Annotated in this window: 15 protein-coding genes; 1 reads left to right on the forward strand and 14 read right to left on the reverse strand. The window is 58.2% G+C overall.

All coding sequences use genetic code 11. The annotated features are described in order from the left end of the window. From AC1DRJ_RS10825 to trmJ, 8 genes are all read right to left on the reverse strand, one after another. Positions 1-747 (reverse strand): Hsp70 family protein (locus AC1DRJ_RS10825; RefSeq protein WP_477802129.1); only part of this gene is annotated, 747 nt, incomplete at its 3' end. A 51-nt stretch (positions 748-798) separates the two neighbouring features. Beyond that, entirely contained in the window at positions 799-1,320 is a 522-nt protein-coding gene (gene hscB, locus AC1DRJ_RS10830) for a co-chaperone HscB (RefSeq protein WP_477802130.1), read from the reverse strand. Positions 1,321-1,328: 8 nt separating this feature from the next. Further along, positions 1,329-1,652, reverse strand: coding sequence for an iron-sulfur cluster assembly protein IscA (iscA, locus tag AC1DRJ_RS10835; RefSeq protein ID WP_392885589.1), 324 nt, complete (start codon positions 1,650-1,652; stop codon positions 1,329-1,331). Positions 1,653-1,686: 34 nt separating this feature from the next. Then, complete coding sequence (gene iscU / locus AC1DRJ_RS10840) at positions 1,687-2,073, reverse strand: Fe-S cluster assembly scaffold IscU (RefSeq protein WP_477802131.1); 387 nt, start codon at positions 2,071-2,073, stop codon at positions 1,687-1,689. Positions 2,074-2,157: 84 nt separating this feature from the next. Continuing rightward, entirely contained in the window at positions 2,158-3,372 is a 1,215-nt protein-coding gene (locus tag AC1DRJ_RS10845; RefSeq protein WP_477802132.1) for an IscS subfamily cysteine desulfurase, read from the reverse strand. 50 nt (positions 3,373-3,422) lie between these two features. Continuing rightward, positions 3,423-3,914: a Fe-S cluster assembly transcriptional regulator IscR gene (gene iscR, locus AC1DRJ_RS10850; protein WP_007948177.1), complete on the reverse strand. Its 492-nt coding sequence runs from the start codon at positions 3,912-3,914 to the stop codon at positions 3,423-3,425. Between the two features lie 238 nt (positions 3,915-4,152). Further along, positions 4,153-4,929, reverse strand: a complete 777-nt coding sequence (cysE, locus tag AC1DRJ_RS10855; RefSeq protein WP_477802133.1) for a serine O-acetyltransferase — start codon at positions 4,927-4,929, stop codon at positions 4,153-4,155. Between the two features lie 2 nt (positions 4,930-4,931). Continuing rightward, positions 4,932-5,702, reverse strand: a complete 771-nt coding sequence (gene trmJ / locus AC1DRJ_RS10860) for a tRNA (cytosine(32)/uridine(32)-2'-O)-methyltransferase TrmJ (protein WP_310336481.1) — start codon at positions 5,700-5,702, stop codon at positions 4,932-4,934. Positions 5,703-5,848: 146 nt separating this feature from the next. Between trmJ and suhB the strand changes: the two genes are divergently transcribed. Continuing rightward, entirely contained in the window at positions 5,849-6,667 is an 819-nt protein-coding gene (gene suhB, locus AC1DRJ_RS10865) for a type III secretion system regulator SuhB (RefSeq protein ID WP_007948182.1), read from the forward strand. A 273-nt stretch (positions 6,668-6,940) separates the two neighbouring features. On the opposite strand, the gene ltrA is transcribed toward suhB, so the two are convergent. From ltrA to AC1DRJ_RS10895, 6 genes are all read right to left on the reverse strand, one after another. Then, positions 6,941-8,362 (reverse strand): group II intron reverse transcriptase/maturase, encoded by a 1,422-nt coding sequence (gene ltrA, locus AC1DRJ_RS10870; protein ID WP_477802134.1) that lies wholly within the window; start codon positions 8,360-8,362, stop codon positions 6,941-6,943. Positions 8,363-8,844: 482 nt separating this feature from the next. After that, the gene (locus tag AC1DRJ_RS10875; protein ID WP_477802135.1) at positions 8,845-9,393 is read right to left on the reverse strand and encodes a glycine zipper 2TM domain-containing protein; all 549 of its coding nucleotides are present in this window, start codon (positions 9,391-9,393) and stop codon (positions 8,845-8,847) included. A 118-nt stretch (positions 9,394-9,511) separates the two neighbouring features. Beyond that, the gene (gene secF, locus AC1DRJ_RS10880) at positions 9,512-10,426 is read right to left on the reverse strand and encodes a protein translocase subunit SecF (RefSeq protein ID WP_477802136.1); all 915 of its coding nucleotides are present in this window, start codon (positions 10,424-10,426) and stop codon (positions 9,512-9,514) included. Positions 10,427-10,435: 9 nt separating this feature from the next. Next, positions 10,436-12,304 (reverse strand): protein translocase subunit SecD, encoded by a 1,869-nt coding sequence (secD, locus tag AC1DRJ_RS10885; protein WP_477802137.1) that lies wholly within the window; start codon positions 12,302-12,304, stop codon positions 10,436-10,438. Positions 12,305-12,368: 64 nt separating this feature from the next. After that, positions 12,369-12,707 (reverse strand): preprotein translocase subunit YajC, encoded by a 339-nt coding sequence (gene yajC / locus AC1DRJ_RS10890; protein ID WP_003185175.1) that lies wholly within the window; start codon positions 12,705-12,707, stop codon positions 12,369-12,371. Positions 12,708-12,750: 43 nt separating this feature from the next. Further along, the coding region (locus tag AC1DRJ_RS10895) for a tRNA guanosine(34) transglycosylase Tgt (RefSeq protein WP_477802138.1) at positions 12,751-13,317 on the reverse strand (567 nt) is incomplete at its 5' end.

Below are 13,317 nucleotides of genomic sequence, written 5' to 3' on the forward strand. Positions count from 1 at the left end.
GATCCAGACAGCGAACGCGTGATCGAAGTCATCGCCGCCCAGCGCGCTGTCGCCGCCGGTAGCCAAGACTTCAAATACACCGCCCGTCAGGCGCAGAATCGAAATATCGAAGGTGCCGCCGCCCAGGTCATAAATGGCAACCAGGCCTTCAGCATGCTGATCCAGACCATAAGCCACCGCCGCAGCGGTCGGCTCATTGAGCAAGCGCAGCACATTCAGACCGGCCAGCTTGGCCGCGTCTTTGGTGGCTTGACGCTGTGCATCATCGAAATAGGCCGGCACGGTGATCACGGCACCGACCAGCTCACCACCCAACGTCGCTTCAGCGCGCTGACGCAGCACTTTCAGGATATCGGCGGAAACTTCCACCGGGCTTTTCGGCCCCTGGATGGTGTCGATGAACGGCATGTGCGACTCGCCGCCGACAAAGCGGTACGGCAGTTGATCGCCCAATTGCTTGACGTCGGACAGACCACGACCCATCAAGCGCTTGACCGACAGCACCGTGTTCAACGGATCGGTAGCGGCAGCCAGTTTGGCTGACTCGCCGACTTCGACGCGATCAGCGTGATAGCGCACGGCAGACGGCAGGATGACCTGCCCGTCAGCGTCGGCCAGAGGCTCGGAAAGACCACTGCGCAACGCAGCGACCAGCGAATTGGTAGTGCCCAAGTCGATCCCCACAGCCAGACGACGCTGGTGCGGTTGAGGACTTTGGCCGGGTTCGGCGATCTGCAGTAGGGCCATTGGTATCAGGACTTATCTGTATATCAGGCGTGCGACCGGAGCGGCACTGGGTTAATCGTCGAGGCGCTCTTCTAACTGGCGCACTTCGTAGGTGAGCTTGTCGAGGAACTGCATGCGCCGCATCAGGCGTTCGGCCTGTTCACGGTGCGACGCGTCATCCCAACAAGCCGCGAAGCTTTGGTTCAGTACATCCTGGGCGGTTTTCAGCCGACGCTTGAACGCTGCAACACCGGCCAGATCGGCGCTGTCTTGCAGGTCTTCGAGTTCTTCACGCAGCTCCATCTGCTGCAGCAGAAACTCCGGATCATGCACCGTGACCTCCAGCGGCAGCTCACCACCGTTCAAGGCGAGCAAGTAACGCGCGCGCTTGGGCGGATTTTTGAGCGTCTGGTAGGCCTCGTTGAGGCTCGCGGATTGCTCTAGCGCCAACCGCTGCTCACGCTCGGAAGCATCAGCAAAGCGGTCCGGATGAACACTGCGCGCCAACTCACGGTAGCGCGTAGCCAGCTGATCGAGGTCCAGATTGAAACTCGGTCGCAGCTCAAATAAAGCGAAATGACAAGGAGTACCCACGACAAGCCTCAGATGTTGAAGCTTTCGCCGCAGCCACATTCACCGCGTACGTTGGGGTTGTTGAACTTGAAGCCTTCGTTCAACCCTTCCTTGACGAAATCGAGCTCGGTGCCGTCAAGGTAGGCCAGGCTTTTCGGGTCGATAATCACTTTTTCACCGTGACTTTCGAACACCTGATCCTCGTCAACCACCTCGTCGACAAACTCCAGCACGTAGGCAAGGCCGGAACAGCCTGTGGTGCGAACACCCAGACGAATCCCTTCACCTTTGCCGCGCCCGTCGAGGGAGCGCCGCACGTGTCGAGCAGCCGCTTCTGTCATGCTGATAGCCATCGGTGACTCCTTACTCGTCGCCAAAACCTGAAAGTCAGATCAAGCCTTTCTTCTGCTTGTAGTCGCGAACGGCCGCTTTAATAGCGTCTTCAGCGAGTACGGAGCAGTGAATTTTCACTGGCGGCAGGGCCAGTTCTTCAGCCAGCTGAGTGTTCTTGATGGTCTCTGCTTCATCCAGAGTCTTGCCTTTCATCCACTCGGTCGCCAGGGAGCTGGAGGCGATCGCCGAACCGCAACCATAGGTCTTGAACTTGGCGTCTTCGATGATGCCTTGCTCGTTGACCTTGATTTRCAGGCGCATAACGTCGCCGCATGCCGGAGCGCCGACCATGCCGGTGCCGACATCAGGATCTTCCGCGTCCATCTTGCCGACGTTGCGCGGGTTTTCGTAGTGGTCGATGACCTTTTCGCTGTAAGCCATGATGCTTATTCCTCACTCATCAGAGAGTCGCTCTTTAAGCCCTGCAAACCTTGGTTTACAGGGCCGGTTCGCGGCGACTTGAAATCAGTGTGCCGCCCACTCGATTTTCGAAATGTCGACACCGTCTTTGTACATGTCCCACAGCGGCGACAAAGTGCGCAGCTTGGTAACGGCCTCGCAAACTTTCTGCGCGGCGTAGTCGATTTCTTCTTCGGTGGTGAAACGGCCGAAGGTGAAGCGAATCGAGCTGTGTGCCAGTTCGTCGTTGCGGCCCAGGGCGCGCAGTACGTACGAAGGCTCCAACGATGCGGAGGTGCAAGCCGAACCGGACGAAACAGCCAGATCCTTGAGCGCCATGATCAGCGACTCGCCTTCAACGTAGTTGAAGCTCAGGTTCAGGTTGTGCGGTACGCGGGCGGTCATGCTGCCGTTGATGTACAGCTCTTCCAGGCCTTCGACCTGTTTGAAGAAGCGGTCGCTCAAGGCTTTGATGCGCACGTTTTCAGCAGCCATGTCTTCTTTGGCTACACGGAATGCTTCACCCATGCCGACGATCTGGTGGGTCGCCAGGGTGCCGGAACGCATGCCACGCTCGTGACCGCCGCCGTGCATGGTCGCTTCGATGCGAACACGCGGCTTGCGGCTGACGTACAGCGCGCCGATGCCTTTAGGGCCGTAGGTTTTGTGGGCAGAGAACGACATCAGGTCGACTTTCAGCTTCGACAGGTCGATGTCGACCTTGCCGGTGGACTGAGCGGCGTCGACGTGGAACAGGATGCCCTTGGAACGGAGCAGCTCGCCGATGGCTTCGATGTCGTTGATGGTGCCGATTTCGTTGTTCACGTGCATGACCGAGACCAGGATGGTGTCGTCACGCAGTGCAGCTTCGATCATCTCCGGCGTCACCAGACCATCGGTGCGCGGCTCGAGGTAGGTCACTTCGAAGCCTTCACGCTCCAGTTGGCGCATGGTGTCGAGGACAGCCTTGTGCTCAATCTTGGTGGTGATCAGGTGTTTGCCCTTGGTCGCATAGAAATGCGCCGCACCCTTGATTGCCAGGTTGTCGGATTCAGTTGCGCCGGAGGTCCAGACGATTTCACGCGGATCGGCGTTGACCAGGTCAGCGACCTGACGACGAGCGTTTTCGACGGACTCTTCAGCTTTCCAGCCGAACACGTGGGAACGGGACGCCGGGTTACCGAAGTTTCCGTCGACCAGCAGGCATTCACTCATTTTTTGCGCAACACGCGGATCAACCGGGGTGGTCGCAGAGTAATCAAGGTAAATCGGCAATTTCATGGACTATCTCCTAAATCAGGCTGGCTGGCGTGCCGTTAGCTCTTTGGCTGTCATTCGACGGCGGACGCTTCAATCTTGTCCAGGCGTGGCGCCTTGCTGTTGCAACGGCGCTGGTCCTGACGCTGGGCTATATCTTGTACCTCACGGCGAGTCACAAGGTCAGCCAAGCTGATACCGCTCAGAAATTCGTGAATCTGCAGGCTCAGGTCACACCACAAGTGGTGAGTCAGACAGGTATCGCCGGAATGGCAATCGCCTTGACCCTGGCATTTGGTTGCATCGACCGATTCGTTCACCGCATCGATCACCTGGGCCACCTGGATGCCCTGCATGTCGCGGGACAATTGGTAGCCACCACCCGGACCACGGACGCTGGACACCAGATTGCTGCGGCGCAATTTGGCAAAAAGCTGTTCGAGGTAGGACAGGGAGATGCCTTGGCGCTCGGAGATATCGGCCAGGGACACCGGCCCGTGCTGCGCGTGCAACGCCAGATCGAGCATGGCGGTCACGGCGTATCGGCCTTTTGTAGTCAGTCTCATGGACAATTACCACGGAGTTCGGAATGGGGCGAGTATGCAATTCCCGAGTATTTAAGTCAACTATAAGACCTAGTACTTTAGTCAGGTTTACCCGCAAAAGAGCGGCCGCATCATAGCAAAGGCTGGAGGGTTACAGCCAGCAATTGCGCGTTATCGTTCTTCGCCAGCAGGCTCACTCCCACATTTGAAATGCATTTCCCTGTGGGAGCCAGCCTGCTGGCGATAAAGTCGACTCGGTCTAGCTGGCCTGACTCTGATCCTTGTCCTTCACACAGGCGAAGTCTTCTTCGCGCAGCTCAGGCAGATCCTTGGCTCTGTAGTTACTGCCCAGATCCTTCAGCGCGCCGCACATCCCCTCCAGCCGACCATCGACCGCCTGCAAGTGGTCCAGCAACTGACCAATGGCACGCGCCACCGGGTCTGGCATGTCTTCGCCGACACCGTAGGCATCGAAGCCAATTTTCTCGGCCATGGCTTTACGCTTGGCATCTTGCTCGTCATCGGACTTGACGATGATCCGCCCCGGAATCCCCACCACCGTAGCCCCCGGTGGAACCGCTTTGGTCACCACAGCATTGGAGCCGACCTTGGCCCCGGCGCCGACGGTAAACGGGCCCAGCACCTTGGCGCCCGCACCGACTACCACGCCATCCTCAAGGGTCGGGTGACGCTTGCCCTTGTTCCAGCTGGTCCCGCCCAGCGTCACACCTTGATAAAGGGTGACGTCATTGCCGATCTCGGCGGTTTCACCGATGACGATGCCCATGCCATGGTCAATAAAGAAACGGCGACCGACTTTGGCACCCGGATGGATCTCGATCCCGGTCAACCAACGACCGAAGTTCGACACCAGCCGCGCCAGCCATTTCAGCTCTGCGCGCCACAAGGCCGCCGACAGACGATGAATCCAGATGGCATGCATGCCCGGGTAGCAAGTCAGGACTTCAAAAGCGTTACGCGCCGCCGGGTCACGATGGAATACGCTTTGGATATCTTCACGCAAACGCTCGAACATTTTTAATCCTTCCGCTTTAGAAGCTCGCCACGGGCCGCTTTTTGGGTTTCCGTGAGGATGCCACGCAATATATTCATTTCCGCCCGGCTGACCGAGCTACGTCCGTACAACCGGCGCAGGCGCGCCATCAAGTGCCGTGGTTTTTCCGGATCGAGGAATTCGATGGCCACCAGGGTTTGCTCCAGGTGCTCATAGAATCGTTCCAGCTCATCCATGGTCGCCAGTTCACCACTTTTGGTGGACGCCACTTCATCCTTCTCGACCTTGCTCGGCTGCCCTTGGGCCGCGAGCCAGGACATGCGCACTTCATAACCCAACACCTGCACCGCCGCACCAAGGTTCAGCGAACTGAACTCAGGGTCTGAAGGGATGTGCACGTGATAATGACATCGCTGCAGCTCCTCATTGGTCAGGCCGGAATCTTCACGGCCGAACACCAAGGCAATCTCGGCGCCCTGCCCGGCTTCTTCCACCACTTTCACACCGCATTCACGGGGATCGAGCAACGGCCAGGGAATGCGACGATCACGAGCACTGGTGCCAAGGACCAGATTGCAGCCGACCAAGGCATCTTCCAGGGTGGCGACGACTTGCGCGTTTTCAAGGATATCCCCGGCACCGGAAGCACGGGCGTCGGCTTCGTGATGCGGGAATAACCGCGGCTCGACCAGCACCAGCCGCGACAGGCCCATGTTCTTCATGGCACGCGCAGCCCCGCCGATGTTGCCGGGGTGACTGGTATTGACCAGGACGACACGAATGTTTTGCAGCACGGGAGGCGTTCTCGAACACAGAATCAGGGAGCCGAATCTTACAGTTACTACTACCGTTAAGCTATGAATGCGAACACCGACCTTCACCTGTAGAAAAGTTCTGATAGAATGCCCGGCTTTCTTTAACAACCTTAGGTGACACATCCATGCAGCCCATGCTGAATATCGCGCTGCGCGCCGCCCGCAGCGCCAGTGAATTGATTTTCCGCTCCATCGAGCGCCTGGATACCATCAAGGTCGACGAAAAAGACGCCAAGGATTATGTATCCGAGGTGGATCGCGCCGCCGAACAGAAAATCATCGATGCGCTGCGCAAGGCCTACCCGAACCACTCGATCCTGGGTGAAGAAACCGGCATGCACGCCGGCAACGGCATCGAAGGCGAAGAGTACCTGTGGATCATCGATCCGCTGGACGGCACCACCAACTTCCTGCGCGGCATTCCTCACTTCGCTGTCAGCATCGCCTGCAAATACCGCGGTCGCCTGGAACACGCAGTCGTTCTGGACCCGGTCCGTCAGGAAGAATTCACCGCCAGCCGTGGTCGCGGCGCTCAACTGAACGGTCGTCGCCTGCGCGTCAGCGGCCGTACCAGCCTGGACGGCGCCCTGCTGGGCACTGGCTTCCCGTTCCGCGACGACCAGATGGACAACCTCGAAAACTACCTGGGCATGTTCCGCGCCCTGGTTGGCCAGACCGCCGGCATCCGCCGCGCCGGCTCGGCGAGCCTGGACCTGGCCTACGTGGCCGCCGGTCGTTTCGACGCGTTCTGGGAGTCGGGTCTGTCCGAGTGGGACATGGCTGCAGGCGCCCTGCTGATCCAGGAAGCCGGTGGTTTGATCAGCGACTTCACTGGTGGTCACGACTTCCTTGAAAAAGGCCACGTCGTTGCCGGTAACACCAAGTGCTTCAAAGCAGTGCTGACGGCCATCCAGCCGCACCTGCCGCCTTCGCTGAAGCGCTAAGCTTCCAGCGACAGAGAAAGCACCCTTCGGGGTGCTTTTTTTATGCTTGGAATTCGCTCCCCACAAACACCAAAGATCCATTGTGGGAGCTAGCCTGTTGGCGATAGCAGTGGGTCAATCACCACTAATGGTGGATGTGAGACCGTCATCGCGAGCAGGCTCGCTCCCACAGGGATTGTGGGGTGCTGCATAAATCGTGGACATCGAGTAGGAGGCGGATTCACATCCGCCGTCCTCTCACACCACCGTACGTACGGTTCCGTATACGGCGGTTCAGGTTACACGGCTAAGCCGGTTAATCGTATCCAGTATCGAGACCAGCCCGAGTCGATCCCACAGCTTCTTCGGCAGCGCCTGATTCATATGTGACGCTCCCGAGTTCCACCATGGGCCTCGGCCATTGAACGCTGATGTGCAGGCGCGCCCTTCGTCGAGTCCCAATCGCATCAAGTTGCGCGCCCTCGTCGAGGGCTGCTTCCATTGCCGCCAGATGACACAGCGAAGTTTGTGGCGCACCCAGCCATCCAGTATCTCCAACGCTCGCTTGCCCTGAGTCAACTTGAAGTAGCCAGCCCAACCGCGCAGCACGGGGTTTATCCGCTTGATGATATTCACCATCTTGTGGCCCCGTGCTTTACGTAGCAGGCCTCTGAGTCGGTCGCGCAAACGACCTAGACTCATCGTTGCCACTCTCAGCCTCGGTTGCTGATGCCAGCTCATCCCGTAGCCCAAGTAATCACACATCCAAGACCCGGCTACTCGGCTCTTGTCCCGGTTCAGCGTCAGTTTCAGGCGCTGATTCAGGAAGCGCTCAACACTCCTCATCACTCGTTCGCCAGCACGCGGGCTGCGCACATAAATGTTCGCATCGTCGGCATAACGTACAAAACGATGACCCCGTCGCTCCAGTTCGCGGTCGAGTTCGTTGAGCAGGATGTTCGACAGCAACGGTGAGAGCGGGCCGCCTTGCGGCGTCCCTTCCTGCCGTCGGCTGGCGATCCCGCCCGACATCACACCGGCTTCAAGGTAACGACGGATCAGCCTGAGCACCCGTTTGTCCTCGATTTGACGCGCCACGTAGGCCATCAAAACGTCGTGGTTAACCCGGTCAAAGAACTTCTCCAGATCGAGTTCCACGCACCAACGGTCACCCGCCGCCACATGGGCACGGGCTGTTTCGATGGCTTGGTGAGCGCTTCTGCCCGGACGAAAACCGTAGCTGTAGTCCGAGAACAGCGGATCGAAGATCGGCGTGAGCTGTTGCAGCAGGGCTTGTTGGATCAGGCGATCCACGACGCAGGGAATACCCAGTTGTCGCGTTCCACCTTTGGGTTTGGGGATGTCGACGGCGCGCACACCTTGCGGGTGATACTCGCCGGCCAGCAGCCGAGTCTTGAGGATTGGCCAAAACTGTTTCACGTAGTCCGCCAACTCGTCGACCGTCATGCCGTCAGCACCCGGTGCGCCTTTGTTGCTAACCACGCGCTGATACGCACGCCTGAGGTTGGCCGGTGCAAGCACCCGCGCCATCAGCGTGTCCGGCTCCGCGTTCGTCCACGTCACAGATGCCGTCGATACCTTTGCGCTGTCAGCCGTCATTCTCGGATTCTGTCCGGGACTCGGAGTAACAGTCTTCTCTTGGAGAAATTTCTGCATTTCGGTATTCAACGAGACTCTGACGCCTACTGGCGGCATAACCTGTTCGGCCCTTGGTGGCGCGGTTGACCGCCACTTACTACGGCTTCGGCTGACTTCTGCACGCTCATCCCGTCGCCTCGCGGCGCTCGGTAGCACAGTGGCAAACGGGCAGATCTCCCAGGGTAATTCGCGCGACCTTCCTGCTTATGCCTGTCGGATATACGTCACAGCATTCCGTGCAAGTATCGGGCTTTGACGATTTGTGCCGTCTTACCCCGCTGCGCCGCCTCTATCCGCTTCCTGTTCGTCAGGCCAGCATTTTGCCTCGGGCTTCCTTCAGATTCGCAGTCACCCGCGACACCCTTGCCTCTGGCTAACACTTCCCCTTGCCGGGTGTGTAGAGGACTTTCACCTCCAAGTCACCAGCGTGACCACCACAGCCAAGCTGGTTGCGCTTGCGCGCAACGCGCCATGCCTGGCGCACACAAAAAAAAAGCACCCCGAAGGGTGCTTCCTTTTGAATCTGAAAACCTGAGTATTCAGCGATTCTCGTCATTCTGCGACAGGACCAGCTTACCTTCCTTGTCGACCGGAATCTGGTTACCCGGATCGCGATCCATCCGCACCTTGCCTTCCTTGCCATCCAGCGAATACCGGACATCGTAGCCAATAACCTTGTCACTGATGTCATTCACGGTATTGCAGCGAGTTTGAGTCGTGGTGTAAGTGTCACGCTCCTGCATGCCTTCCTGAACCTTGTTGCCTGCATAACCACCGCCGACAGCACCCGCGACCGTGGCAATTTTCTTGCCGGAGCCGCCGCCGACCTGATTACCCAGCAGACCACCGGCTAATGCACCGACCACCGTACCGGCGATCTGGTGCTGATCTTTGACCGGCGCCTGCCGAGTCACGGTAACGTCCTTGCATACTTCACGTGGCGTCTTGATCTGTGTCTTGACCGGCTCAACGGCGAGTACTTGCGCATACTCAGGACCGCTTTTAACCAGGCTGTAGGTAGCGACAGCACCCCCGGCAGTCACACCGACAGCACCCAGAACCGCACCAACCAGCATCGACTTGTTCACATGAACCTCCTGACCATCACATGCGGGAAAACCCGCGCTTCTCCCAGCCTTGGAGCACAAAAAAAGGCGCGAGTTCAACTCGCGCCTTTTTTGGCAAACAGCTGGAAAACGATAACCGTTATGGGCGGTCGTCGACTTCCTTCTCGGTCGCCGCAGGAGGAATCAAATCCTCGCTGCTGAGGTTCAGCCAGATCAGCACCACGTTCGCGATATAGATCGACGAGTAAGTACCCGCCAGAACACCAATGAACAGTGCAATGGAGAAACCGAACAGGTTGTCGCCACCGAAGAACAGCAAGGCCGCAATAGCCAGCAACGTCGAGATCGAGGTCGCCATGGTCCGCAGCAGGGTTTGCGTGGTCGAGATGTTGATGTTCTCGATCAGGGTTGCCTTGCGCAGTACACGGAAGTTCTCGCGAACCCGGTCAAATACCACGATGGTGTCGTTGAGCGAGTAACCAATGATCGCCAGTACTGCCGCCAATACCGTCAGATCGAAAGTGATCTGGAAGAACGACAGGATACCGATGGTCACGATCACGTCGTGGATCAACGAAACAATGGCACCGACCGCAAACTTCCACTGAAAGCGGAACGCCAGATAAATCAGGATACCGCCCAGCGCCATCAGCATGCCGAGGCCGCCCTGGTCGCGCAGTTCTTCACCGACCTGCGGGCCGACGAACTCTACGCGCTTGACCACCGCCGGGTTGTCGCCACCGACCTTCTGCAAGGCCTCGGCTACTTGATGACCCAGCTGCGGGTCTTCACCCGGCATGCGCACCAGCAAATCGGTGGTTGCACCGAAGCTCTGCACGATGGCCTCGTGATAACCCGAAGTGACCAGTTGCTCACGCACCTTGGTGACGTCGGCCGGACGCTCGTAGGTCAGCTCGATGAGCGTACCGCCGGTAAAGTCCAGGCCCCAGTTCATGCCTTTGGTGGCCACACTGAACAACGCCAGTGCAGTAAGGAACAATGTGACGCCGAACGCGAAGTTGCGAACGCCCATGAAGTTGATTGTACGTAACATGGCAGCCCCTTAAATCCACAACTTCTTGAAGTCACGACCGCCGAAGATCAGGTTGACCATCGCGCGGGTCACCATGATGGCCGTGAACATCGAGGTAAAGATCCCGAGGGACATCGTCACTGCGAAACCTTTGACCGGGCCGGTGCCCATCGCAAAGAGAATCCCGCCGACCAACAAGGTTGTCAGGTTGGCGTCGAGAATCGCGGTGAATGCCCGGCCGAAGCCTTCGTTGATTGCCCGTTGTACGGTCATGCCTGCAGCGATCTCTTCACGTATCCGCGAGAAGATCAGTACGTTGGCGTCGACCGCCATACCCATGGTCAATACGATACCGGCGATACCTGGCAGGGTCAGCGTTGCACCCAGCAGAGACATCAAGGCCAGCAGCAGCACCATGTTCACAGCCAGAGCGACGGTGGCGATGATGCCGAAGAAGCGGTAGATGGCGATGATGAACAGCGAGACAAACAGCATGCCCCACAGCGATGCATCGATACCTTTGGTGATGTTGTCGGCACCCAGGCTTGGGCCAATGGTGCGCTCTTCAGCGAAGTACATCGGTGCAGCCAGACCACCGGCACGCAGCAGCAGCGCCAGCTCGGAAGACTCGCCCTGGCCGTTCAGGCCAGTGATGCGGAACTGAGCACCCAGCGGCGACTGGATGGTCGCCAGGCTGATGATCTTCTTCTCTTCTTTGAACGTTTGGACCGCGACGTCTTTCTCGACGCCATTGACCATTTGCTTGGTGTAGGTGGTCACTGGGCGCTGTTCGATGAAGATCACCGCCATGCTGCGACCGACATTGCTGCGAGTCGCACGACTCATCAGCTCGCCGCCATGACCATCCAGACGGATGTTCACTTCTGGCGTGCCTTGCTCGCCGAAGCCAGCCTTGGCGTCAGTCACCTGGTCACCAGTGATGATCAGGCCACGCTCGATCTGTGCCGACGGACGATTGCCTTCACGGAATTCGAAGGTCTCGGAAGTGGCTTTCGAAGCACCCGGCTCAGCTGCCAGACGGAACTCAAGGTTGGCCGTCTTGCCGAGGATACGCTTGGCTTCTGCGGTGTCCTGCACGCCCGGCAGCTCAACCACGATGCGGTTGGCGCCCTGACGCTGAACGATCGGTTCGGCAACACCCAGCTCGTTGACGCGGTTACGTACCGTGGTCAAGTTCTGCTTGATGGAGTATTCGCGGATTTCCGCCAGCTTGGCCGGGGTCATCGCCAGACGCAGCACCAGCTGACCATTGAGGTCGGCCGGAACAATGTCGAAATCACTGAAGTTCTTGCGGATCAGCAAACGGGCTTGTTCGCGGGCTGCTTCATCGCTGAAGCCCAGCTGAATGGCACCGTTGAATTGCGGCAGGCTGCGATAGCGCAGTTTATCTTTACGCAACAGGCTCTTTACGTCGCCTTCGTACACTTTCAAGCGTGCGTCGATGGCTTTGTCCATGTCCACTTCCAGCAGGAAGTGCACACCACCGGACAAGTCCAGACCCAGCTTCATCGGGTGCGCGCCCAGGCTGCGCAGCCATTGTGGCGTGGTTTGTGCCAGGTTCAGTGCAACGACGTAGTCATCACCCAACACCTTGCGCACGACGTCTTTGGCAGGCAACTGAGCGTCAGCCTTGGTCAGGCGAATCAGACCACCCTTGCCGTTCGCCGACAGCGTGGCAGCCTTGACGGCGATCCCGGATTCCTTGAGCGCAGCGCTCACGCGATCCAGATCAGCCTGAGTGACCACCAGCGCAGTGCTTGCGCCGCTGACCTGAATGGCCGGGTCATCAGGATATAAATTGGGAGCGGAATAAATCAGACCGACCGCTAGCACCGCCAGGATCAGAATGTATTTCCACAGAGGGTATTTGTTCAGCATCACGCCGCCCGCTATATGACGCGGGGCGCCTTGCGCGCCCCGTCGATTGAGTAGAAGTTGAAACTTAGATCGCTTTTAGTGTGCCTTTTGGCAGCGTGGCGGCAATGGCGCCTTTCTGGAATTTCATTTCGACGGTGTCGGAAACTTCCAGAACAACGAAATCGTCTGCCACTTTAGTGATCTTGCCGGCGATACCACCGGTGGTCACAACTTCATCGCCTTTTTGCAGGCTGCCCAGCAGGTTCTTCTGCTCTTTGGCGCGCTTGGCCTGTGGACGCCAGATCATCAGGTAGAAGATGACCAGGAAACCGACCAGGAAAATCCACTCAAAGCCGCCACCCATTGGGCCCGCAGCAGCAGGTGCAGCAGCGTCAGCCATGGCATTAGAGATAAAAAAGCTCATTTAGCACTCCAGTTGCAAATGTTGGATCTTGGGGTCAGAAAACTCAGTCCAAAGGCGGAACAGGTAACCCGCGTTTGGCGTAGAAGGCATCGACAAAGGCGGCCAATGTACCTTGTTGAATAGACTCGCGCAAACCAGCCATAAGCACCTGATAATGGCGCAAATTATGGATGGTATTCAACATGCTACCCAACATTTCGCCGCACTTGTCCAGATGGTGCAGATAAGCACGGGAGAAGTTCTGGCAGGTATAGCAATCGCAGGTCGGATCCAGCGGMGAATCATCATGGCGATGGAACGCGTTACGGATCTTCAGCACRCCGGTGTCAATGAACAGATGCCCATTGCGGGCATTACGGGTTGGCATCACGCAATCGAACATGTCCACACCGCGGCGCACACCCTCAACCAGATCTTCCGGTTTGCCAACGCCCATAAGGTAACGAGGTTTGTCAGCCGGCATCTGGCCCGGCAGATAATCCAGCACCTTGATCATTTCGTGCTTGGGCTCGCCCACCGACAGACCGCCAATGGCCAGGCCATCAAAGCCGATCTGGTCGAGGCCTTCCAGGGAACGCATGCGCAGATCCTGGTGCATGCCGCCCTGAAC

Source organism: Pseudomonas sp. P5_B2 (assembly GCF_056400445.1).